We start from the raw sequence: 24,220 nt of genomic DNA, 5'->3' as shown, positions 1-24,220 counted from the left end.
CCAGCCATGCGCGACATGCCGTTCGTCGATGCCCATGTCCATCTGTGGGACCTCGACCGGATTCGCTATCCCTGGCTGACGCCTCCCTTCTCCGACGAGGGGCCGAACGGCAGCGTCGCGCCGATCGCGGCGACCTATCTGCTTGACGATTATCTGGCGGACGCGGCCGGATGGGACGTCCGGGGCATCGTGCATGTGGATGCCGGCGCGGAAGCGGCGGCGGCGCTGGACGAGACCCGCTGGCTGCAGGCGATGGCGGAGGCGCGCGGCATGCCGAACGCGATCGTCGCCTTCGCCCCGCTGGACGATCCCGCCGTCGACGCGCTGCTGGCCGCGCATGCCGTCAGCGCCAATGTCCGGGGTATCCGCCATATCGTCAACTGGCATGCCGATCCGCGCCGCAGCTACACGCCGCGCGACGTGACGCTGGACCCGCAATGGGAGCGGGGGTTCGCCCGGCTCGCCCATCATGGCCTGTCCTTCGACCTGCAGGCCTATCCGGGCCAGTTCCCGGCCCTCGCGCGGCTGATCGCGCGCCATCCGGGCATTCCCGTCATCATCAACCACGCGGGCATGGCGGTGCCGGCCGATGCCGACGGCTGGCAGGCGTGGCGCCGGGGCATGGCGGCGCTGGCGGCGCTGCCCAATGTCTTCGTCAAGATTTCGGGCATGGGCTTCGTCTGGCGCCCGTGGAGCGTCGATGGCGCGCGGCCCTATGTGCTGGACACGATCGACCTGTTCGGCACCGACCGCGCGATGCTGGCCAGCGATTTCCCGACGGACAAGCTGTCGGGCAGCTTCGACCGGCATCTGGACGCCTATGCCGCGATCGTCGCCGACTTTACCGAGGACGAACGCCGCGCCCTGTTCGGCCGCAACGCGAACCGGATCTATCGGCTGGGGCTCGCACTTTAGACCCACTCCGGTTCCGATTGAACGGGAGTGGGTCCGGGATGAGTCCATCCGGCGCGAAATCACGCCGGGGCCGACCGACATCGCGCCGATGCGGGCCTGCGGACGTGCGAAAATCCACGCTGAACCGAAGGCCGGGAGCATCATGAATGCCCCCGGCGCAAGGCGTCAGCGCGTGGCGACGCTGTTCCGGCCCCATAGCTGCTCATAGCGCCAGCCCGACAGGTCCTCCACGATGGCGCGGCTCTTCGCATCGGCGGGCTCGGTCGCGCCGGCGCGCAGCCGCTCGATCTCGCTCATCAGCACTGCATGGGTGCGGGGGTCGAGCCGGAAGCGGAACGACACCAGGATGCCGCCCGCCAGCACCACCAGCGTGCCGATGCCCAGCACCAGCACGATGATGTGGATCGCCGCGTCCGACTGCACCTGCGCCTTCGACTGGAAGCCGCCCAGCTGCATGATGTAGCCGACACCGGCGACCGCCGCCGCCTGCGTCGCCTTGCGCACGAAGGTCATGACGCCTGCGAAGCTGCCCTCGCGCCGCTTGCCGGTGACGATCTCGTCCACGTCCGCCATATAGTTGTATGTCGCCCAGGGGATGTAGTTGAGCGCGCCGCGCCCCAGCCCGGCAAAGAGGATGGGCGCCCACAGCATCCAGTTGCCGGCGCGCACGCCGCCCGCCCAGCAGCCGATCAGCAGCAGGACGCCGGTGCCGAAGCTGACTGCGGCGATGCGATAGGCAAGGCTGGGCGAGGCCCGCAGCGCGACGTTGATCGCGATGAAGACGGCGACCAGCTGCACGACATACATCGTGCCGATCAGGCTGGAGGCCAGCGCGGTCGACCCCGCCAGCGCGAAGATCACGAAGAAGGTGAAGGCCGCGTTGAAGACGTCCTGGCTGATATAGCCGCCCAGATACATGCCCAGGTGCAGGCGAAAGGCGCGGATGCGCATGGTGGACAGCAGGTTGCTGTAGAGCGCCTTCAGCGCGTCGACGGGCCCGGCCGCCTGGACGGCTTTCTCCGGCTCCCCGGCCACGGGTTCCCGCTCCCAGCTGAAGCTGTAGAGGAAACCCGCCGTCAGCATGAACAGCAGGGCGAAGATCGCACCCATGTAGAAGAAGGTGTCGGCGCTGTCCCGCCCCAGATAGTCGATCAGCCACATCGGCAGGAAGCCCGCCAGGATGGCGGATATCTGGCCCAGGAAGATGCGGAATCCGGCGAACTTCGCCTTGGTCCGATAGTCGTTGGACATCTCCGCCGCGAGCGTCTCATAGGGGATGATGACCATCGCATAGACCAGCTCGAACAGGACGTAGCTGACGAGATAGTAGAGGAACGCCTGGCCCGGCAGCCACATCAGCGCGAAGCTGGGCAGCAGCGGGATGGCCGCGAGGATGAAGAAGCGCCGCCGCCCGAAGCGCCGGCCGAGCCAGGTCCGCCCGAAATTGTCGGAGACATAGCCGATCAGCGGCGAGGCGACGGCATCGAGGATGCGGGCGACGGCGAAGATCAGTGCCGCCTGGCCCGCGGAAAGCCCGCAGAACTGCGTATAGAAGATCAGCACCCAGCCCGAGACGACCGCCATCGACCCCGCGCCGAGGAAATCGTTGGAGCCATAGGCGATATAGTTGATGAGCCTGACGGGCCGTCCCTGGGGGGCGGGTGCTGCTTGTGTCATGATCCTCTCCCGGTCCCGGTCAGATATAGGTGCGGAGGAATTCCGCGAGCGCGCAGATGGCGAGGCTCTGGCCATAGGGCATGGATGTCAGCGGGATGTCCTTGTAGAACTGCATCGTGTCGCCCATCGCGGTGCCGAAGCTCACCTGCTTCAACTCGCCGCTGTCGTCGATATTGGCGAGCACGCCCTGCACGGCCTTGATCCCCACCGCTTCATACTCGCGCGGCAGATAGCCCTTTCGAACCCCCTTCAGGATGCCATAGGCGAAACCGGCGGTGGCCGATGCCTCCAGATAGCTGGAAGGGTCCACGATCAGCGTATGCCACAGGCCGCTTTCGTCCTGATGCCGGGCCAGTGTCTTCACCTGCGCGGCGAGCGTGTCGACCAGGAAGGTGCGGAAGGCGTCGCCTGCGGGCAGGTCGAGCATCTCGATGATCTCGGGAATGGCGATCGTCACCCAGCAATTGCCGCGTGCCCACAATGCCCCCGCGAAATTGTGCCGCCCCTCGAAGGTCCAGCCATGATACCAGAGCCCCGTCTGCCGATCGAACAGATATTTGATGTGGACCAGGAACTGGCGCTTGGCTTCCTCGACATAATGGGGACGATCCAGCAGCAGGCCGATGCGCGCCAGCGGCAGCACCGACATCATCAATGTATCGTCCCACATCTCCTGCGGATTCTCGTCGTTGAAGACGATGTGCTGGAAGCCGCCTTCCTCCGTCTTGGGCAGGCCGTCCGGCGCCATCAGCCATTCGGCCCAGCTGTCGAGATAGGGGATATAGCTCTGGTCGCCCGTATCTTCATAAAGGTTCGCCAGCGTCAGGAAGGGCGCCATGGTGTTGATGTTCTTGGTCGGCGTCCCCGCGGCGAAGCGGTCGGCGAACCATTGCAGCATGATGTCCAGCGCGCGTTCGTCGTTGGTCTGCTCATAATAGCGATACATGCCGAACAGGCCGATGCCGTGGGTCCATTCCCAATCGTTCCACCCCTTGGTGTCGATCACCCGGCCGTCGTCCAGGCGCAGCAGGAATTCGCCGGTTTCGTCTTTCAGGTTCACCAGATTGTCGATCAGTTTGTTGATCGCGCCGATCACGTCCGCGCGTGGAACCGAATGGGTAAGAGCTGCCATGAAAATCCGTCCTTATTGTCGTGCCATGTTGTCGTCATCGCCGTTTCGGGTCGCTTCAATCCATGTGGAACACGGGAAGGAGCGGCCATTCCACGGGCCGGTTGCCGGGCTCCACTTCCATCAGCGGCGCCATGTGATCCCACCATCGGCGCATCAGCGGATGCTGTGGCAACGCCTCGCGGTCATTGTCGTCGCGCAGCTTCAGCACCGCGAACAGCGACAGCGTCGCTTCGTCGAGGAAGATCGTATAATCATAGATGCCGGACTGGCGGAGCAGGGCGGAAAGTTCCGGCCAGATCTCGTCATGGCGGCGCCTGTATTCGGCAACGGCGCCGGGCTTGAGCTGCATCCGGAAGGCATGGGTGCTGGGCATCGGTCAGGGCCTTTTGCTGGCGGTCGGGGCGGGGCGATGCACGGCGCGCGCCCACAGGGGCGTCGCCGTCACCGCGATATCGGCGACGTTGTCGGTGACGATGGCCGGGCGGGCATCGCCGGCGGTCTCCATCGTCAGCCGGTCGATGGCGATGCCGCGGGCGTGGCGCATCCACAGGCCCCAGGCGGGCAGGGCGCCGAACATGCTCGGCTCCGGATAGGCGTCGGCCAGCTCTTCCGGCACGCGCGCGGCATCCTGCGCCGTGCCGCCGCCCAGGAAGCGCAGGTGGATGCGGCTCAGGCGGATGTCGGCCACCCGATGGCCCGGCAGGCCGGCGACGATCGCGGGATAGCGATGGTCGATCCCGCTCGCCTCGATATCGCTGATCGACACGCCCCGGATCGCCCCGATGCCGGTGCCCTCCGGTCCCCGCCGCCGGTCGCCCAGGCGCAGGAAGAGCGGGGCGCTCGTCACCTCGTCCAGCCGCACGCCGCGCACCGTCACATCCTCCATCGCGCCGCCGTCGACCAGTTCGAAGGCAAGGCCCCGGCTGCGTTCGCAGCGGCAATTCTCGATCAGCACATGGCGATAGCCGCCATGGCTTTCGGTGCCGAGCTTGATGCGGCCCGTCACCCGGTCCCGATCGGGCGCCAGTTCCTGGCTGCGGCCCCGCCTGCCGTCCAGCATCGTGCCGAGGTCGTAGCCGGAAACCGTGCAGTCGCGGATGGTCACATGCTCGCTCGCCACCGCGCGGCCCAGGGCGAAGCTGCTCTTGACGACGATGGCGTCGTCATTGGGCGTATTGACCCGGCAGCCGGTGACGCGCACGTCGCGGACGCAATCGAGGTCGATGCCGTCGCGCTCCGTGTCGATCTTCAGCCCGCTGATGTCGAGGCCGGTGACGCCGGTCGCGAGAATGGCGAAATGGCCGCCCTTCAGCAGGGAAAAGTCCTGAAGCCTGACGCGGCGGCAATTTTTAAGCGCGATCGCCTTGTTGCCCCGCCCACGCATCGCGGTAAGATCGGTTTCCAGCCGGTCGATCTCGGCCTGGGGCATGTCGCGCATCGACAATGGCCGCTCGCCCGCCTGTTTCTGCCACCGCGCGCCCGGCCCGTTGCGGGTCAGCCCCTTGCCGTGGATGAGGCCGGGGCCGATGATGGCGACATCCTCCAGCCCGTCGCCCCGGATCAGGCTGTTGTGCCAGTGGCTGTGGCCGAAATCCTGGTAGAGGCCGTCCGATCCTTCCTCCGGGTCGTTATAGCGCCCGCCATGCACCGCCGGATCGGCGGCCTCGATGACGGCGCCATCCTCCAGCAACAGCGTGACGCGGCTCTGCAGGCGGATCGAGAAGCTGAGATAGCGCCCCTTGGGCAAGCGGACGGTGCCGCCGCCCGCGCGGGCCGCCGCGCCGATCGCGGCGTTGATCGCATCGGTGTCGAGCTGCGCGCCATCCCCCCGCGCGCCCAGGTCGCGCACATCGAAGACGGCGCGGGCATGGGCAGGAAAGGGCAGCAGGGCGAGCGCCGCCGCCAGGCCCCCGGCCCCCTCGCGGCGCGTGACCATCAACGTCATCGGGCGATGACGCGACGTGAACCTGTGCGACCCCTCATCATGCCCTCCTGCCGTTCCTGCTTGTTGCCTATAGGATTCATCTCACACTATGCTACAACGTCCCACATGGTGCAAGAATCTTCCGGCCTTATTCTTATGTCCCGTCGCACGCTGCTGATGGGCGCGGCCGGCCTGTCCTTTATCCCGCTGTCGCGTGGCGCCCTGGCGCGCAGCGCGGCCATGGGCGACGACTTCCGCAACGGCCTTGCCCAATGGGATGTCGAGGCCGAGGCCCCGGCACGGGTGGCGGCGAAGGACGGCGTGCTCGATATCGATACGCCGGAGGGGGTCACTTTGTGGTTCCGGCGGCGCCTGACCGGCCCTGTGAGAATAGACTATGACGTGATGGCTGTCGCGGAAGGCGGCGCCAACGATGCGGTGAGCGATGTCAACGCCTTCTGGATGGCGCATGAGGCAGGGGGAGGCGCGGCGCTGCGCAAGCGGAGCGGCGCGTTCGCCGATTATGACGACCTGCGCACCTATTATGTCGGCATCGGCGGCAACCGGAACAGCACGACGCGCTTCCGCCGCTATGTCGGCCGCCGGGGCAACCGGCCGCTGCTGCCCGAACATGATCGGGGCGATCCGCCTTCGCTGTTGCAGCCCAATCGCTGGACGCATGTGCGCCTGATCGCGGACGGGCGGCGGATCGCGGTGGAACGCGACGGGCAGGGGCTGTTCGCGCTCGATGATCGGGCTCCCTATCGCGCCGGCTATTTCGGGCTGCGCACGACGAAGAGCCATCTTCGCATCCGCGATTTCCAGGTCGCGTCACGGGCAGGTTGAATCGCCGAGCGCGCGGACCGAATCGGGTGCCGCAGCCCTGACCCTCGCCGCGATCGGCACGCCGAGCCCGCCCAGCCCCTGCGCGACCAGCGCCGCTATGGCCCGCGCGCCCAGCTCGTTGAGATGGGTGGTGTCGACATGCCCCTGCGGGAAGCGGGCGATGCCGTCGGCGGGCGTGTAGATCATGAAATAGCGCTTCGCCCCCGTCTCGCCTGCACGGTCGAGAAAGGCCATGCTGTCGGCATTGAGATCGATCAGCGGCGTGCCGGTGGCCGCCGCGACGTCGCGCACGGCCAGCGCATGGTCGCCATGGGTTTCCTGGATGCGGCCGTTCGCAAATGCGTCGCGCGCCACCGGCGTCAGCAGCACCGGCACCGCCTGCCGCCGGCGCACGTCCGCGACCATCGCTGTCAGGTTGGCGGTGAAGTCGCCCTTCGCCTCGGTGTGGCGCCAGGGTTTCTGCATGTCCTCGTCATTATGGCCGAACTGGATGAGCACCGTGTCGCCGGGGCGAACCTGGGTAAGCAGCACGGCCCAGAGCGCTTCCTCGCGATAGGTCTTCGTGCTTCGCCCGCCGCGCGCCATGTTCACCACCTGCGCCGACGCGGGCAGGGCGCAGCGCAGGAACATGCCCCAGCCCATCTGCGGATATTGATCGGCGGGATAGGCGGCGGCGGTGGAATCGCTGGCGATGAAGACGCGCTCCGCCGCGTCCGGCGCCGGTTGCGCGGCGGCCGGCGGCGCGAAGGCGAGGGCGGCGATCAGGGCAAGGCGGCGCATCATCTCTCCAGTGCCGTCTACAGCGCATCGGGGGCCGCATCCCCCGCGAGCGCGAGCAGCTCGACGAAGTTCAGCGACCATTGGGCGACATTGTTGGTGGTAAGGCCGGGGATTTCCCGCCGAGGCTCAAGCGTGGCGGGGCCCGCCGTTTCGCGCGCCGGCGCCTGCAGGAACGGCTTTGGCAGCACGCCGCCCCGGCCGCGCAGCAGCTCCGTCCAGGCGCGGCGGGCGAGTGCCGGGTCCTTCTTCTTCCAGGCGGCATAGGCGGTCATCCGCGCATACCAGACCGTGGTATAAAGCTTTTCCCCGCCGAACAGCGGATTGAGCGCGCCCGGCCCCAGCGCCTTCACCCGTTCGGCTTCCGGCAGGTTCCAGGTCTCGCCATAACGGACCAGCGCCGCGTCGAAATCGGGCATGTCGAGCAGCGTGTCCAGCTCGAACAGCACCTCCGCGCCGCCGAAGATCATGGTGAGGAGGTAATAGACCTTGAAATGATAGCCGATGTCGAACAGCTGCCCGGTTTCGGGATCATAGCCCAGCGGCGGCCCGGTGAAGAGGCCGTCGGGCATCGTCGCCAGCGCCTTCATCCCCCGCAGGATCTTGTCGCGCCAGCGGCTGTCGCCCGTCCGTTCCCACTCGGTCATCCAGTTGCCGGCGAAGGCGAACCAGTCCGGCCCGCTGCGGGCGACGGCGGGGAAGCGGGAGGGTTCCATGATCTTGCGCACCGGGCTGATCGCCGCGATGGCATGGTCGGCGTCGACCACCATGCGCATCAGGTCGCCGGTGCGCTCGTCGGCGGTCAGATAGTGGAGGAAGCGCCGGATCGGCGCCATGCTGATCCGCGGCTCCTTCGCCCCGTCGCCCCAGTGGCGCACGCCATGGCGCGTGCCCAGCCCGGCGAAGCGGCCGACATGGTAGAAATCGACCTCGCTGGTATGCCGCGTCATCGCCTCCGCCATGCGGAAGCGCCCGGCATCGCCCGAGCGGAGGAAACCATACCAGAGCCAGAGGTCCGACCCCATCTCGCTATTGTCCCAGGCATAGCCGCCGACATCGTAGCGCCAGACATGACGGTCGTCGTCATAGCTGTGCATGATGTCGCCATAGTCCCAGAAGCCATACCAGTCCCGCTGCTCCACTTCCTGCGCATAGAAGGCGAGCAGCCGGTCATATTCCTCCTCCAGCCGGGCCTTCACCGGCGTCGAGCGGTCCGGCAGGCTCCACAGGCCGAACACGCCCGTCGCGTGCAGATGCGCGGGCGAAACGGCCAGCAGCGGCGGCGCGCGGACGACGCCCGCCATCGCCGCCAGCATGTCGCGGGAGGGCGTCGCGTCGTGCAGCCACAGGAACAGTTCGCTGGTGCGGCCGATGCCGGTCGCCGTGGCGAAGCCTTCCTCATAATCCTCATAATTGATGTCCAGCCCATGGGGGCCGTCGCTATAGTGGCGCAGGTCCATCGCCCCGCCGTCTGGCGACCATAGCCACATGGTGAGCGTCGCGATGTCGCCATCGGCGCCGTTCACCTCGATCGCGGTCGGATGGCGCTGCCAGAAATCGCGCAGGCCCAGCGACACGCCGCCAGACGTCCCGCCGACATAGGCGAGGCCGCTGGCCCGCCCGCCATGATCCGCCTTGATCCACGCGAGGCCCGGCTTGCGCCGCTTGGTCACGGTGAACTGGCGCGATCCGCCCTGGAACAGCTTGAAGTCGCCGAAGCTGGGCACTTGCAGCAACTGGTCGCGTGTCTTTGCGTCCATCTCGGCCAGCATGGGGATGGGCCTGCCGTCTAGCTGGTCCTGGAACCGGGGCGCCAGCGTGAACAGCTCGGGTTGCCAGCCCGGCAGGTTGCGCACCGCCTCACCCCACAGGCCGGTGCCTTCACCCGCGAAGCGGATGTGGCGGTTCTGCGGTTCGTCGGCCATCGGCACGTCGAAGCGGATACCCAGGCCGGACAGGAAATCCTTTTCCCCGTCGCCGTCGAACACCAGCGAATGGACGATACGGGCCATCCCGCCATCGGCAAACACGGCGATGCGGATGGTGAAGGGCATCCAGCTCCGGCCACGGCCGCTATGCACCCCGTCGATGCGGACGAGCGCGCGCACCGGGCCTTTCTGCTCGACATGCACCGACTGGACCAGGCTTTCGAAGGCTTCGGTGCGGATCGCCGGCGCGCCGATGTCGGCACTGTCCTGCCGCAGGCAGATGAGGCGGCCGTTGCGCAGGCGGGCCTTTCCGTCGCGCGTCGCTTCGGCGATCAGCACGGGGCCGGAACGGGGGAGGACATAGGCGCTGGTGCCGGTGCGGATCACCACCGCGTCCGGGCGTTCGGTGACGATCACCGGGGCGGCCGGCGGCGTGCCGCGCCCCGGTTCGATCCGGATTTCGGGCGCGGACATCGTCCCCCCGGCGGCGTGGCCGGTCCATTTGAGGCTGCCGTCGGGCCAATAGGCGAGCGGCCAGCTTTGCAGCGGCACCGGGGTGCCGTCCGGGCCATGGGCGGTGAGCGTGCTATCCTTGCGCAGCGTCCCGCGGGGCCATGGAACGCCCCAGCTCAGGCCATAACTCAGGCCCCAGCTCAGGTCGGGGCCTGCCGGTGGGGCGACATCGCCCAGCCAGCGTGCCGCGACAGGCTGGGCGCGCGCCGTCGCGCCGGAAACCGGCTCCCCCAACGCGGCGCCCGCGACCACGGCCGCCCCGGCAGCAAGCTTCATTGTGTCGCGCCGCGTGATCGCACCACCGTCACTGTCCATGGGCTGTTCCTTTCCCGGCCTTCTCCCGCCTCACTCCGTCACGGGCACGGGCACGGTGACGAGCGACAGGCGCTCGCCGTCGGTCATCATGCCGGATTGCAGCAGCACGCGGGTGCCGTCCGGGCTGAAGCTTGGATGGGCATGGTCGGGCCGCATGCGATGGCCGCTGGTCAGCAGCGTCTGCTTGCTCGTCCGCCGGTCGATCAGGTGGACATTGCCGTCGAAATCGTCGCCCGCCGCCAGGCGGCCGTCATAGGTGACGGCATTGTGCCAATATCCGCCGGTATTGCTGTCATCCTGCGGGATGTTGGGGCTGCTGAGATATTTGAGTTCGCTGCGGGTGACGGTGGTGCTGTCGGTCTGGCCCAGATTCTCCACCCGCCCGTCGCGAAGCGACACGACCATCAGGCCGGACGGCCGCTGCCGCAGCTTCATGGTGTGGCCCATCAGGTTGAAGATCACATGGTCGGCGTCGGCGAACTGCTCATGCGTCACCCAGTCGTCCGGGCCCTCGACATAGATGGGGCGGTTGCCGCTGCCGTCGCCGTTCACCAGCCACATGCGCTGTGGTGCGTCGCCGCCGGTTTCGTGGCAATACATGACTTCGCCGGGCTTGATCGGATTGGCCTGGATATGGCCGATCAGGAAATCGGTGTGCAGGATGTCGCGCATGCCGCCGTCGGCGATGCTGACGGCGCGGATGCCGCTGGGCACCTGCGGCGCCAATGCCCCCGCCGGGCGGGGCGGCGCCTTGCGCACGGTGAAGCTGACATAGGCCGTCTTCTCATCGGCATCGAGCGCGAAGCCGTTGGTGACAGACCCGTCCTTCGGCATGGTCGCGACGATGCGCTCATAGCCTTCGCGGCGCGGGGTGCCGGCGGCCGAATCCTTCAGCAGGCGTTCCAGGTCGATCTCGACCAGCTGGGCGCCGTCCACTGCGCCCGAAGGCTGGCGCATATAATAGACCCTGTCGCTCAGCCGCGCGACGTTGAGGCCGCCGGTGTTGACGCCGCTGCTGTCGGTGATCTGGGTGATGTCGCCGGTGATCTCGTCGACGACGAACACCTGCGCCGTCCCGGACGCGGCGCGGTTGGACGAGCGGAAGACGATATGATGGCCGTCCTTCGTCCATTGCCGGTGCGTCGGATAGATTTTGGAATCGCTCGACGCGCCCGATGTCAGCACGGTCAGCGGGCGGCCGGTGATCCGGTCGGTGACGGTCCGCATCTCGGACGGAAAGCGTTTGCCGACGTCGGAGGCGACGGCCGGGCCGTGCGCCACGACGATGGCGGCAGCGGCGATGCTCCAGATGATCTTCATGATACCCCCTCAGGCTGCGCGTGGATGGCAAGGGAGGAGCGGCGCCCGTGCAGGGGCGCCGCTCCAGGCAGGGAGGTCAGTATTTGAAGCGGGCGCCGAAGAAGAACTGGCGGCCGGTCTGGCTGTAGACCTGCTGGTCGCGGCGATCCTGGCCGTCCCAATAGCTTGTCGGCTGGTTGGTGAGGTTGATCGCGTCGATGCCGATGCTGATCCGGTCGGTCAGCTTGTAGCTGATCGATGCGTCGATATTGGTGCTGGAATAGGCGCCGGCCGTGTCGGCGAGACCCGCGCGCACCGGCACGATGCGGATATATTCGTCGCGATAGGCCATCGACACGCGGGCCGACAATTTGCTGTCCTCATAATAAAGCGTGGCGTTCGCCGAATTAGGCGAGACGTTGATCAGCGGGGCGGAGAGCGATCCCCCCGTGGCGTTGCGGGTCAGGAAGTAGGAGATCTTCGAATCGATGTGGGTGTAGTTCACGATCGCGCCGAAATTCTTGAGGAAGCCCGGCAGGAACGTGAAGGGCTGCTGGTAGGACAGCTCGATGCCGTTGATCTTCCCGCCCGAGGTGTTCTCATAGGTGGTGACGTTGGTCGTCGTGTTCGGGTCCTGGCCGGGGCGCAGCAGCGACAGCGGCAGGCCGGCGGCGGCATAGGTTGTCGTCTGCGTGATCTGCTGGACGAAATTGCTGACCTTCTTGTGGAAGAAGGCGACCGAGACGAGGGCGCCCGGCTGGAAATACCATTCCAGGCTGGCGTCGAAATTGGTCGCTTTATAAGGGTCGAGATCGGGGTTGCCGATCGTCGCGGAGAAGGGCGCTGCGTCGGTGCCGATCGAGCCGCCCGGCGTCAGGAAACTCAGCGAGGGACGCGACATCACCTTGGCCGCGCCAAGGCGCAGGGTGATCTCCTGGGTGATGTCCAGCGCGAAGTTCACGGAGGGGAGGAAGTTCTCATAGGAACGGCTGGCGTTGGTCAGCGTCGATGCGCCGACATAGCCGGTCGAGGACTGGTTGGTGCGGGCATAGCGCAGGCCGGCGTCGCCGCGAATGCGCATGCCGTTCGCCAGGTCGAACTTGTAGTCGGCCTGAAGATAGGCGCTGACGTCGCGTTCCCGCACCGACCGGTTGTCGCCCAGTGCGCCGGTGCCGATGCTGCCCATACGGAAATCGCCATATTGGTTCTGGCATTCGCAATCGACGTCGAACAGGTCCATGATCGCCGGGATGTTGGGGATCGCGAGCGAATTGGTCGCGCCGTCGGGCAGGTTGATGCCGTCGACGGTCAGCAGCTTGCTGATATCGGCCATGGTGACGCCAGATGGCAACGCGGGCAGCAGGTTCTGCGAGGCGATCCGCTGCTCACGCTTGGAAATGAACTTGAATTCCTTCCACGCGGCACCGGTCTTCACCGTGAAATTGTCGTCGATGTCATAGCTGAGGTCGAGCTTGCCGGTCTTGAAGCGGTTGTCGACCGACGAACGGAACAGGCGGATATTGTCGTAGCCGTTGACGAAGCTCCAGTTGTTGGGATTGGTCGCGTCGAAGCCATAGTTCAGATAGGGTGTCTTGGGCGTCTCGCGCGCATCGAAGACGAACCCGTCGCCGTCGAACCGGCTGAAGGTGACAAGGCGCGAATAGGGATTGTCGAAGAAGGAGCGCGACTGGCCGATCAGGATCTTGGCCTTGCCGCGATCGCCCAGTTCCTGCTCATAGTTCAGGTTGACCTGATAGAATTCGGTGGTCGAGCGGTCGAGCGCGGAGGTGACGCCGAAATCGGTGTCGTCGAACACGCCATAGACGATCTCGCCGGCGTCGTTGACCTCGACATCGCGGATCTTCATGTTCGGGCGGCCGGCAAGCTGGACCGGGGTGAAGGCCGATCCGGCCGGGGGCGACCCGTTGCCGCGATTGAGGCTGATCGGGTTGGTCGCCTGATCCTCGCGCACCTGCTTGAAGCGCGAATAGGCGCCGTCGATGGTGATGAGCGCGGTGTCGGACGGCCGGAACTGGATCGACCCGGTGATGCCCAGGCGCTCCTGCGCGTTCAGGAAGCGGCCATAGCCGGGCAGCCGCGCGATGAAGACGCCGGGCCGGTTGATCTGGTTATAGGCATCGGGCGACGATCCGGGGAAGGGGCCGTCGGTATCGGCGACGCATTGCGAGGTGAAGGGCGCCGAACCGATGAGCGGGTTGTTGGGCGTCACGATCGAACCGGGCACGATGGGGCAGAAGCCGTTGTTGAGATCGGTGTAGTCGGCCAGGTTGGTGTTGGAATAGGCGTCTTCCTGCAGCTTGCGCTTGCTGTAGGCGACCGACAGCAGCACGCCGATCGTGTCGTCGGCCCAGGTGTCGCTGATCAGGCCGGCAAGGCGCGGCGCCCAGCTCTTGTTGTTGTCATAATAGGCGGCCTGGGCGGAGAAGGCCGCCTGGAAACCCGGATGATCGAAGGGGCGGCCGGTCTGCAGGTCGACGGTCGCGCCGAGCGAGCCTTCGTCGACCGAGGCCGACTGCGTCTTGTTGACGACGATCGAGTTGAACAGCTCGGACGCGAACACGCTGTAGTCGAAGGTCCGGCCGCGATTGACGCCGGCGCCCAGCGTGGAGCCGGTCGTGGCCGAAATCGCCTCCAGCCCGTTGAAGCGGGTGCGGCTGAAATCGCCGCCCAGGCCGCGCACGGTGATGCCGCGGCCTTCGCCGCCGTCGCGCTCGATCGAGATGCCGGGAATGCGCTGCAGCGAGTCGGCCAGGTTTGCGTCCGGGAAGTCGGCAATGTCCTGCGCGCTGATCGCGTCGACCACGCCGGCGGCATCCTTCTTGATGCGGATCGCATTCTCAAGGCTGCCGCGGAAGCCGGTGACGATGATGTCCGGGGTTTCCTCGGCGGCCGTGGCCTGCGGCCCTGCGGCCTGATCCGCCACCTGGGCATAAGCAGGTGCCGCTGCCGCAAGGGCGATCATGATCGTTCCCGTGGAGGCTGCAAGATGCAAGCCGGTGCGCCCAATGATGTTGCGCCCAATGATGTTACGCATGTTTATCCGTCCCCTAATTTCAACTGCCGAAGCAGCCCTGTTTTCGTTTCGTTGGGAGTTTAATATCCCAACATATGGACTATTATCCTATTTAATGAACATTAATGCCCGTTCAGGCGTTTTGTCAAGCGGATGTGGCACCGGTTGCGCTCAGGCGCCCCAGCTGCCGGGCAGCGGATTGGGAATGTCGTCCCCGGCCAGCGCCAGCACTTCGATGACGTTGAGCGACCATTGCGCGACATGGTTGGTCGACACGCGCACCACCTCGTCGACCGGCTCCAGCACCAGCGGCGGCGCGATGCGGGATGTCGCGAACGGGAAGATGCTGGAATATTTGGCGCGGGCCTCGCCCAGCAGCTCCTCCCAAGCCCGCCGCGCGAGCGCCCGGTTGCCGGTCTTGTGCGCGGCATAGGCGGTCAGCCGGGCATGCCATTCCGGCGCGGTGAAATGATTGTCGGTCGCCCGGTCGTCTATGTCCCGGCGGCGTTCGGCCTCCGGCGCGTTGTAATATTGGCAGAATTGCAGCCAGCTTTTCATGAAGGCCGGCGAATCCACCAGCGTCTCCAGCTCGAACATCACTTCCGCGCCGCCGAAGATGGTCGCGAGATGGTAGGAATATTTGAAATCCGCGTCGATATTGTGAAGATGCGCGGTCTTCGGGTCGTAGCCGAGCGGCGGGCCGGAGAACATGCCCTTGGGCAGGCGGGCGATATCGTCCATGCCGCGCAGGATCTTGTCGCGCCACTGGGTGTCGCCCGTCCGCTCCCACTCGGTCATCCAGTTGCCGGCGAAGGCCAGCCAGTCCGGCCCGCTGCGGGCATGTGTGGGATAGATGTTGTCGGGAATGATCTGGCGCAGCGGATCGTTGGCGACGGTCGCGTGGTCGGCGTCGACCACCATGCGCATCAGGTCGCCGGTGCGCTCGTCGGCGGTCAGATAATGATAGATGCGGCGCAGCGCCGCCTGGCTGATCCGGGCTTCCTTCGCGCCGTCGCCCCAATGGCTGACATTGTGCCGGGTGCCCAGCGGCGCGAAGCGGCCCAGATGGTGCATGTCGACTTCTGACGTATGCCGCGTCATCGCCTCCGCCATGCGGAACAGGTCCGCGCGGCCGGACCGCAGGAAGGAATACCAGAGCCACAGATCGGGGGCGAGCTCGCTGTTCGCCCAGGCATAGCCGCCCACATCGTAGCGCCAGTCGTGCCGGTCGTTGTCATAGGTATGGCGGACGTCGCCATAATCCCAGAAGCCATACCAGCGCCGCCGGTCGACTTCCTTCACATACCAGTCGAGCGCGGCGTCGAGCTGGTGCTCCATCTGCGCCTTGGAGGGATGGGTACGGTCGGGCAGGCTCCATGTGCCGAATGCGCCGATGTCGTGATAATGGCGCGGGGCGGCCACCAGCAGCGGCGGGGAAGACAGTGCCTGCGCCTGCGCCACCAGCGCCTCGCGCGCGGGAGTGGCGGCATGCAGCTGCAACGTCACCTGGTGGGTGCGCGCAATGCCCATGGGGGTGCTGTGTTCCGGCTGCACATCCTCATAGGTCATTTCCAGGCCGTGCGCCTTGTCGTCATAATGGCGCAGGTCCATCGCGCCGGCATCGGGCGACCACAGCCACAACGTGGTGGTGGCGGCATCGCCGGTGGCGCCATGCACGTCGATCCCCGTCGGATGGAGCTGCCAGAAATCGCGCAGGCCGAAAGCCACGCCGCCCGAGGCGCCGCCGACATAGCCCAGGCCCGAGGCGCGATGGCCATGATCGGCATGGACCCAGCTGGACTTGCCATTGGTGCGCTTGGCGATGGTGAAATAATCGGGGCTGCCCTGGAACAGCTTGAAGCTGTCCCAGCTCGGCACCATGGCGAGCTGTTCCCGGCTCTTCGCGTCCATCTGCGCCAGCGTCGGCACGGGCTTGCCGGCAAGCTGGTCCTGGAAACGGTCGGCATGTTTGAACTTGCCCCCGGTCCAGCCGGGGATATTGCGCACCGCCTCGCTCCACAGGCCCTGCGCCTCGCCGGAAAAGCGGATGTGGCGATTGTGCAGGTCGTCGGCGAAGGGCGTGTCGAAGCGGATGCCCAGGCCGCAGATGAAATCCCGGTCGGCCGCGCCGTCGAAGGTCATCGTATGGGTGAGCTGCAAGGTCGAGCAGCCCGCATGGGCGGCGATGCGGATGGAGAAGGGCAGCCAGGACCGGTCCGCGGCGCGATGCATGCCCTCCAGCCGCACGACGGCGCGGATCGGGCCGGACTGCTCGACCGTCGCCCGGGTGACATGCCCGTCGAAGCTGGTCATGCGCGCGGTTTCCGCCATCGGGTCGCTGCTGTCGCGCAGCAGGCAGACGAGCCGTCCGTCGCGCAGCAGCGTGCGGCCGCCCAGGCTGGCCTCAGGGATCAGGATCGGGCCGGCCTGCGCGATGGTGGCGGAAAAGTCGCCGGTGGAGACCCTGATGACATCGCCGTCCGTGCGCACGGCGACCGGCGCCGCGACCCTGGCGGCGCCCGGCTCAAGCCGGAGCGTCGCGTCGCGCAGCGGCCCCGCCGCCGCATGGCCGGTCCATTTGAGCGAGCCGTCGGGCCAGTAGGCGAGGGGCCATGTCTGCACCGGCGCGGTGCCGGTCGCGCCCTTCAGTTGGAACGGCGCTACGCGCGGCAAGGCGCCGCGCGGCCAGGGCATGCCCCACATCACGCCCTGTCCGACAGTGGCGGGCGCGCCGCCCAGCCAGCTCAACTCCACCGGTTCCACGCCGCGCCGCGTCGCGGCCTCGGTCGGTCCCGCCGCGCCGGCCACCACGGCCACGGCCGCGCCGGCGCCCGTCGTCATCACATCCCGCCGGGTCAGCCCCTCGCGTGCCTGTTCGAAGTCCATGCATCCTCCCTTTACGCCCCGGCCGTTGCCAGTGGCGTTCGATTGTCATGAGAAATCAGGTCCGCCCCGATCTTCCGGGACGGACGGCATCGTCACTGCCCGGCCTTATGGTGCGGCCTTATGGCGCGGCCCTATCGTGCGGCCCTATCGTGCGGCCTTGGCCACCTCGACCGCGAACACCTGGGTCGAGCCGAACATGTTGGACCGGAACACGATCCACTTGCCGTCGGGCGTGAAGTTCACATTGGGCTCCAGCCGATAGTCGTGGGTCTTCATGTTCACGAGCTTTTCGGCGCGCAGGACGCCGGGATGGATCAGCGCGCCGGCATTGGGCGCCTTGATGCCCGCCACGTCGGGAATGCCCTCCGGCCGGAACAGGTAGAGATATTTGCCGTCGGGCGCATGGGCGACCATCTCGTCGTCGCCGCCGTCCCCGGCGAACAGCGTGCCGTCGGGCGAGCTATTGAAATGCACCGACCACTGGTTGCGGTCCAGATGATACCAGTTGCGCTTGCCGGTCGCGATCTCATAGCCCGCGACCCAGAAATCCTCGCCGCGCGGCGTCTGCAGATCGTACCAGATGGTCTTGCCGTCGGCGCTGAACCATTCGTGGCCGGCGATTTCCATGTTCATCGTGCGCTTGTGCAGCGGGATCGGCGCGGCATCCGGCTGGTCGACGCGCATCAGCCACAGGCGGTCCACTTTGTGCCAGGGGCCTTCGTGGCAGAACATCAGCACATTGGGATCGGTGGGCGAGAATTGCAGGTGGTTGAGCCAGTCGGTCGCCTCGCGCACGGTGCGCTGCTTGCCGGTGCGGGTGTCGACCACAAAGATCTTCATCGGGATATTGGAGTCCAGCCGCTCGTTCATGCGGACTTCCTTCGATTCCGCATAGGTCATCGGCCGTCCGTCGGGCCAGGTCGCGCGATAGTCGGCCTGGTCGAAGCGTGCGTCGCGCTGCTGGAAATAGCGCAGCGCGCCCGCGGTGGCGGCGGGGTCCGTCTCGACGCCGCCCAGCAGCGTCTCGTCCGCGTTGATCGTCTGGATGTCGCCATAGGGGATGTCGGCGACCTTGCGGACCTTGCCGGTGTCGATGTCGGCGGCGAAGATGGTCTTGGCGCCGACCCGGTCCAGCGACGCGCCGGTGGCGGCGGTCTGATAATAGACCTGACGGGTCTTGCGGCCGGTGAAGAGCAGGCGGAACGGCCCCTTGACCGGCACCACGAGCTTGAGCGCCCGCGTCTTGAGGTCGACCGTGGCGATGCCGCCGGGGGTGGAGATCAGCAGCTTGTCGCCCTGCGGCGTGTAGCCGTTATAGTTGAAATAGAGGCTGGAACTGTTGGGCTCGTCCGACAGGCGGACGACGCGATGCCCGGTATCCGGGTCGATCCACTCGCGGGGCGGGGGCGCCTCTGCCGCGATCGCCTGGGCCGCGCTGCCCAGCAGCATGGCCGCCAGGCCGAAGCGTATTGTCCGCCCTACGCCCTTATATCCTCGGATGTGTCGCACCGCCCGGTTTCTCCCGCTCCTGGATTGAAGATTCTCATATTATGAGACTGAATTCTACAGAATGGTTTTTTGAGAGTCAATCGTCCAGAAGCGGCAACGGATGATCCGATGCTGTTTTTCAAGGCGTCGTGCGGAAAGGCGGGGGCCAGTTTTTCATAAGAAGTACGGAAAAACAATGCTATAGCGTACAGACTTCAGGCCAAGTCGAATGCAGCGCGCGCTATGCGATACAGGCCAGCGCCCGATGATGGGAACGCGGGCGTAATGACGTGCCGATCCCGCGCGGCCTCGGGCAGGAACAGCTTGTGAACGCCGATGGCGATGTTTCGTCCCGGCGGATCTGGGGAGTGCGGCGCGCGGTCGAGCAGGGCGAGTCGCGCAAAAGCCTTCGGTCTTGACGGTCTTCCCGATAGAACGGCGGAGAGATGGCTGGGCTGGACGTCAGGCCTCCGTCAGGGCGCCGCCGACGCTGTTTTCCGCAGCCCGGCTGCCGACACCGGCCAATCATGGCCATCGGTCATCGACATGCCGTGCCCTTGCGGGTTCAGGCGCCTTCCCAGCCCAGGCCCAGCGCCTTCTGGATCGCCACGAAATCGCCCGTCAGCGCGGCCTGCGCCGATAGCAGGTCTTCCTCGGCGGCAACTTGTTGCCGCTGCGCGTCCAGATATTCTATCCGGGTCGCGGTGCCGGCGCGATAGCGGTCGGCGATCAGCCGGGCAGCCAGGTCGGCCTTGTCGCGCGTCCGGGCGAGCGAGGCGACGGTGATGCGGCGGTCGCGGAAGCGGGCGAGCGAATCCTCCGCGTCGCGCAGGGCCGCGAGCAGCGTGCCGCGATAGCGCGCCTCGGCTTCGTCCCGCACGGCCTCCGCCTGTCCCACACGGGCCTTGTTGCGGCCGAAATCCAGGAAGCTCCAGCTTAGTTGCGGCGCGGCGATGGCGGCGAAATCGTCCAGCTTGCCCAGATCGCTGATCTTCGTGCCGCCGATGCCGATCAGCCCCATGAAGCTGAGGCGCGGGAACCGAGCGGCTTCCGCCTGTCCGATCTTGGCGGTGTCCGCCGCGAGCTGACGTTCCGCCGCGCGGATATCCGGGCGGCGCTGGATCAGTGCGGCGGGATCGCCGACCGCGACCGAGGCCGGGGGCAGGGGGATGGGCGCGCCCGCGGCAAGGCTGGCGTCCAGCGCCCCCGGTTCCTCGCCCGTCAGGACCGCAAGCGCGTTCAGAGCGGCGTCCCGCTCCGCATTGAGCGGCGTCACCTGCGCCCGTGTCGTATCCAGATCGCCTTCCATCCGCGCGACATCCAGCGCCGAGGCGGTTCCGCGCGCGAAGCGCTGGCGGGTGAGGTCCAGCATCTCCTGCTGCATCGCGACCGAGCGCGCGCTCAGCGCAATGCGCTGCTGCCGTTCGCGCAGGTTCAGATAGGCCTGCGCCACTTCGGCCGACAGGCTGACCTGCACATCCTGGACACTGGCCGCAGCGCCCTGCACGCTTGCCCGCGCCGCCTCCAGTGCCCGGCGCTGGCCGCCGAACAGGTCGATTTCCCAGCTCGCGTCAAAGCCCAGATTATAGAGGTTGAGATCGCTGGAATCGTTGCTGTTGCCGTTGTCGCTGCTGCCGCTGTCGCTTCCGCCAAGGTCGGTCCCCGGAATATGTGCATGCACATAGACGGCCGAGGCGTTGAGGCTGGGCGCGCCATTGGTCCGTTGCAGGCCCAGCGCCGCGCGTGCCTGCCGCAGCCGGGCCTGCGCCACCTGCACATCGCTGTTTGCGGCCAGCGCCTTGACGATCAGCGCGTCGAGCATGGGGTCGTCCAGCCCTGTCCACCAGTGGGCGGCGGGGGCGGTGGCCGTGACCGGCGCGTCGCCCGCGCGCACGAAGCCGGGCGCGGCCGTTGCCTTTGGCGCGACCGCGGGCGGCCCGGCATAATGCGGGCCGACCGTGCATCCTGCGAGCAGCGAAACGACCAGTGGGAGGGTGAGATGGTGGCGCATGACGTACCTCAATGCCCGGACGCCATCGGCCCGCCCCGGGGGAGCGGCCGCAGGAACATCACGAGCGGACAGACGATGACGATCCCGACGGTCAGGATCCAGAAGAGATCGGAATAGGTCATGGTGAGCGCCTGCGTCTGGATGATGCCCTCCAGCGAGCGCAGCCCGCTGTCCTGGGGCTGGGCCGCCATATAATCCTGCACATGGACGGCATTGGCGCTCAGCGTTTCTTCCAGTCGCCGGCTGTGGAGCCAGAGGCGCTGGTCCTGCACGACGGCGATGCCGGCAAGGGCGAAAGAGCCGCCCAGGTTGCGCGCGGCGTTGTAAAGCCCCGCCGCGTCGCTCGCCTGCTCGGGCGGGACGGAGCGGATCGCCGCCTGATTGAGGAACATCATGCAGAACACCGTGCCCACGCCGCGCATCAGCTGGGAATCGACAAAACTCGAACCGTCGGAAAGCGGGGTGAGATCGGTTTCCAGCCATGCGCTCAGCGCCAGCACGATCAGCCCGAATCCCACCGACAGCCGGATGTCCACGGTGCGGAGCAGCCAGGGCGTGAACGGCATCATCACCAGCACCGGCGCGCCGGAGAGCATGACGATCTGCCCCGCCTGCAGCGAGTTATAGCCCGCGATTGCCGACAGGAACTGCGGGATCGCATAGGATGTGCCGTAGATAACCATGCCGACCACCGTCACCATCACGACGACGCTGCCGAACTGGCGGTTGCGCAGCAGCGCCAGCCGGATGACGGGATGGCGGGCCAGCACCTGCCCGGCGGCGAGCAGCAGGAAGCCCACGGCCGAGACGACCGACAGCCAGATGATGGTGGACGAGGAAAACCATTGTTCCCGCTCGCCCTCTTCCAGCACCACGGTCAGGCCGCCCAGGCCCATCGCCAGGCCGATGATGCCCAGCCAGTCGGCATCGGCAATCAGCCGCAGCTTCGATTTCTGGTGCGGCATCGCCACCAGCAACAGGGTGATCAGCGCCAGCCCGACCGGCAGGTTGATGAAGAAGGCATAGTGCCAGCTCATATTCTCCGTCAGCCAGCCGCCCAGCACCGGGCCGGCGACCGGGCCGAGCAGGGCGGTCGCGCCGAACAGCGCGTTGCCGATCGGTTGCTGCGAACGGGGCAGTCGGGTGGCGATGATCGTCATGGCGGTGGGGATCAGCGCGCCGCCGGTGAAACCCTGTCCGATGCGGCCGATGATCATCATCGGCAGCGTGGTCGACACGCCGCACAGGATGGAAAACAGCGTGAACAGCGACGCGGCGATCAACAGGAAGGTGCGAAGCCCGAACAGCCGCTCCAGCCAGCCGGACAGTGGGATGATCACGATTTCGGCGACCAGATAGGCGGTCGCGATCCATGTGCCCTCGGTCCCGCTTGCGCCGATCTCCCCCTGGATGGTGGGCAGCGAGCTGTTGACGATGGAGATGTCGAGCGTTGCCATCAACGCGCCCAGCGTGCCCGCGGCGACCGCCAGCCATGCGGCGGCGTCCGCGCGCTCCTCCGGTGCGCGCATGGGCACGGCGTCTGTCACCGGTCGGCGCTCCGCCGGGCCTCTTCCTCCCTGGCGATGCGCCGTTGCGCACCCTTGGCCGAAATCGTGTCGACGCTCACCGTGACGGAGAGGCCGGGGACGAGGACTCGGCGCGCGTCCGGACCGGCGTCTATCGCGATGCGGACGGGCACGCGCTGCACGATCTTGGTGAAGTTGCCGGTCGCATTCTGTGGCGGCAACAGCGAGAATTGCGCGCCCGTTCCCGGCGAGATGCTGTCGACATGCCCGCTCAGGTCGGTGCCGTCCAGCGCATCGACCTTGATGGTCACGGGCTGGCCGGGGCGCATCAGGCCGATCTGCGTTTCCTTGAAATTCGCCACGACATAAAGGGAGGGGAGGGGCACGACCGACATCAGCCTGGTCCCGGCCTGCACGAACTGGCCGACACGCACCGACTTGTCGCCGATCCGCCCGTCCACGCTGGCGCGCAGCAGCGTCGATCCCACATTGACGCTGGCGGCGTCCAGCTGTGCCCTGGCGACTTCGCCCTGCGCCTGTGCCTGGCGTATCTGCGCGCGCAGCGATTCGACGCGGCGTTGCGCGGTCAGCAGGGCGGCGCGCTGGCTGGCGACCATATGCGCGGCCCTTGCCGCCTGATTGCGTAGGTTGGAGAGCTTTTCGCGGGTTTCGGCGCCGCTCGCGGCCAGGGGCGTGTAACGGGCGACCTCGTCCGCGGCGAAGTGCGCGTCCGACGTGGCGGTGGCCAGCTGCGCCTGCGCCTGCGCGATTGCCGCTTCCTGTTCGCCGATCGTCGCGCGGACATTGTCGGCATTGGCCAGCGCGACGCCGATCTGTGCTTTGAACTGCGATGCCTGGGCGTGATAGTCGCGCGGGTCGATGCGGGCCAGCGGCGCCCCCTTCTTCACGTCCTGATTGTCGCGCACGAGCACCTGTTCCACATAGCCCGAAATCTTCGGCGCCACGGTCACGCTGTCCGCCTGGATATAGGCGTCGTTGGTTTCCTGCAGATACCGGCCGTATATCTGATAGTGGATGAGCCAGGCGATCAGCCCCAGGACGATCGCCGCGACGACCACCAGCATGACCCGCCGCACGGCGGGGCGCTTCAATGGCGATCTCTTTTCCGGATTGTCCTCGGCGACCGCAATCGTCCTGACATCGTCTTCGCTACTGTCCATCAAACAGGTCTCACATTGTTCCTGCGCTGCGACGGCGCGGGATGGTCCTTGCACTCACACGCATGACATGGCAATACCATTTCATATGGTTCCATATATTATTTAGGCCGATGGCATATCAACCTCTCATGGAAAGCATGCGCGATCTGTACCTGCGCATGCAAAAGTCGTTCAACGATGTGCTCAAGGCGCAGGGCGTTTCGCTTGCGCAGTTGAAATTTCTGCTTTTTATCGAACGAAGCGGATCGGTGCGGTCGATCGACATCTGCGAAGGGTTCAGCTTCGCGCCGCGCACCGTGACGGAAGCGATCGATGCGCTGGAGCGCGACGGCCTGGTCCAGCGCGATCCCGATCCGAACGATCGCCGGGCCAAGCGCATCAGCCTGACGGAAGCCGGCAAAGGCGTGATCCGCGATGCGGACCCCTATCGGCAGGCCCTTACCGCGCAGATTTTCGAAGTGCTGACGGAGGCCGACCAGGCCGAGATGCTGCGGCTGCTGACAATCCTGAACGACAGGCTGATCGCGCTCGGCGGGCCTTCCCCCGATGGCGATGGGGACAGCGATTCCGGGCCGGCATCCGATCCATCAGCGCAGTAACAGGACGGTCCCCAGCCCGATCGTACCGGAGCAGGCGCTGACGAAGCACAGCAGCTTGAATTCACAGCTGCAGAATATGGACTCCAAGCGTTCCATTGCCGACACCCTCTCTGTCCGCTCTCATGGCGGTTCCCCGAGGATATCATATCGGGGCTGCATTTCAAGCAAG

General features: G+C 66.6%; 16 protein-coding genes. 3 read left to right on the top strand and 13 right to left on the bottom strand.

Annotated elements, in window-relative coordinates; translation table 11 throughout:
- The first annotated feature begins 6 nt into the window (after window positions 1-6).
- Window positions 7-915: an amidohydrolase family protein gene (locus WFP78_RS13370; protein ID WP_336963074.1), complete on the top strand. Its 909-nt coding sequence runs from the start codon at window positions 7-9 to the stop codon at window positions 913-915.
- 165 nt (window positions 916-1,080) lie between these two features.
- Here WFP78_RS13370 and WFP78_RS13365 read toward each other — a convergent pair whose 3' ends face one another.
- From WFP78_RS13365 to WFP78_RS13350, 4 genes are read right to left on the bottom strand one after another with little or no spacing between them, the layout of a single operon-like run.
- A complete protein-coding gene (locus tag WFP78_RS13365; protein WP_336963071.1) occupies window positions 1,081-2,592 on the bottom strand; it encodes an MFS transporter in 1,512 nt (503 codons plus the stop codon).
- A gap of 19 nt (window positions 2,593-2,611) precedes the next feature.
- Window positions 2,612-3,724 (bottom strand): beta-galactosidase BglB, encoded by a 1,113-nt coding sequence (gene bglB / locus WFP78_RS13360; protein WP_336963069.1) that lies wholly within the window; start codon window positions 3,722-3,724, stop codon window positions 2,612-2,614.
- Between the two features lie 55 nt (window positions 3,725-3,779).
- Window positions 3,780-4,097 carry an L-rhamnose mutarotase gene (locus tag WFP78_RS13355; RefSeq protein WP_336963066.1) on the bottom strand — a complete coding sequence of 106 codons (318 nt, stop codon included), beginning with the start codon at window positions 4,095-4,097 and terminating at the stop codon, window positions 3,780-3,782.
- A gap of 3 nt (window positions 4,098-4,100) precedes the next feature.
- Complete coding sequence (locus tag WFP78_RS13350) at window positions 4,101-5,669, bottom strand: rhamnogalacturonidase (RefSeq protein ID WP_336963063.1); 1,569 nt, start codon at window positions 5,667-5,669, stop codon at window positions 4,101-4,103.
- A gap of 135 nt (window positions 5,670-5,804) precedes the next feature.
- On the opposite strand from WFP78_RS13350, the gene WFP78_RS13345 reads away from it, so the two are divergent.
- The gene (locus tag WFP78_RS13345) at window positions 5,805-6,494 is read left to right on the top strand and encodes a DUF6250 domain-containing protein (RefSeq protein WP_336963060.1); all 690 of its coding nucleotides are present in this window, start codon (window positions 5,805-5,807) and stop codon (window positions 6,492-6,494) included.
- Here the strand turns inward: WFP78_RS13345 and WFP78_RS13340 are convergent.
- From WFP78_RS13340 to WFP78_RS13300, 9 genes are all read right to left on the bottom strand, one after another.
- Window positions 6,480-7,274: a rhamnogalacturonan acetylesterase gene (locus WFP78_RS13340; protein ID WP_336963058.1), complete on the bottom strand. Its 795-nt coding sequence runs from the start codon at window positions 7,272-7,274 to the stop codon at window positions 6,480-6,482. The two genes, WFP78_RS13345 and WFP78_RS13340, sit on opposite strands and share 15 nt — an antisense overlap.
- A 17-nt stretch (window positions 7,275-7,291) precedes the next feature.
- Window positions 7,292-10,027, bottom strand: coding sequence for an exo-rhamnogalacturonan lyase family protein (locus tag WFP78_RS13335; RefSeq protein WP_336963056.1), 2,736 nt, complete (start codon window positions 10,025-10,027; stop codon window positions 7,292-7,294).
- Window positions 10,028-10,057: 30 nt separating this feature from the next.
- Window positions 10,058-11,347 (bottom strand): oligogalacturonate lyase family protein, encoded by a 1,290-nt coding sequence (locus tag WFP78_RS13330; RefSeq protein ID WP_336963054.1) that lies wholly within the window; start codon window positions 11,345-11,347, stop codon window positions 10,058-10,060.
- A gap of 76 nt (window positions 11,348-11,423) precedes the next feature.
- Entirely contained in the window at window positions 11,424-14,381 is a 2,958-nt protein-coding gene (locus WFP78_RS13325; protein ID WP_336963052.1) for a TonB-dependent receptor, read from the bottom strand.
- Between the two features lie 150 nt (window positions 14,382-14,531).
- Entirely contained in the window at window positions 14,532-17,246 is a 2,715-nt protein-coding gene (locus tag WFP78_RS13320; protein WP_336963050.1) for an exo-rhamnogalacturonan lyase family protein, read from the bottom strand.
- A 144-nt stretch (window positions 17,247-17,390) separates the two neighbouring features.
- Window positions 17,391-18,755, bottom strand: a complete 1,365-nt coding sequence (locus WFP78_RS13315) for an oligogalacturonate lyase family protein (protein ID WP_336963048.1) — start codon at window positions 18,753-18,755, stop codon at window positions 17,391-17,393.
- Window positions 18,756-19,299: 544 nt separating this feature from the next.
- Complete coding sequence (locus WFP78_RS13310) at window positions 19,300-20,745, bottom strand: efflux transporter outer membrane subunit (protein ID WP_336963046.1); 1,446 nt, start codon at window positions 20,743-20,745, stop codon at window positions 19,300-19,302.
- An 8-nt stretch (window positions 20,746-20,753) separates the two neighbouring features.
- On the bottom strand, window positions 20,754-22,274 hold the full coding sequence (locus WFP78_RS13305; protein WP_336963210.1) for an MDR family MFS transporter: 1,521 nt from the start codon (window positions 22,272-22,274) through the stop codon (window positions 20,754-20,756).
- 14 nt (window positions 22,275-22,288) lie between these two features.
- A complete protein-coding gene (locus WFP78_RS13300; RefSeq protein WP_336963044.1) occupies window positions 22,289-23,452 on the bottom strand; it encodes an HlyD family secretion protein in 1,164 nt (387 codons plus the stop codon).
- 137 nt (window positions 23,453-23,589) lie between these two features.
- Here WFP78_RS13300 and WFP78_RS13295 point away from each other — a divergent pair, with 137 nt between their 5' ends.
- Entirely contained in the window at window positions 23,590-24,051 is a 462-nt protein-coding gene (locus WFP78_RS13295) for a MarR family winged helix-turn-helix transcriptional regulator (protein WP_336963042.1), read from the top strand.
- Window positions 24,052-24,220: the final 169 nt, after the last annotated feature.

This window comes from Sphingobium aquiterrae (genome assembly GCF_037154135.1).
GTDB classification, from domain to species: domain Bacteria; phylum Pseudomonadota; class Alphaproteobacteria; order Sphingomonadales; family Sphingomonadaceae; genus Sphingobium; species Sphingobium aquiterrae.
The sequence above is the reverse complement of the archived record's forward strand: the minus strand, read 5'-3'. Positions and strand labels throughout refer to the sequence as shown.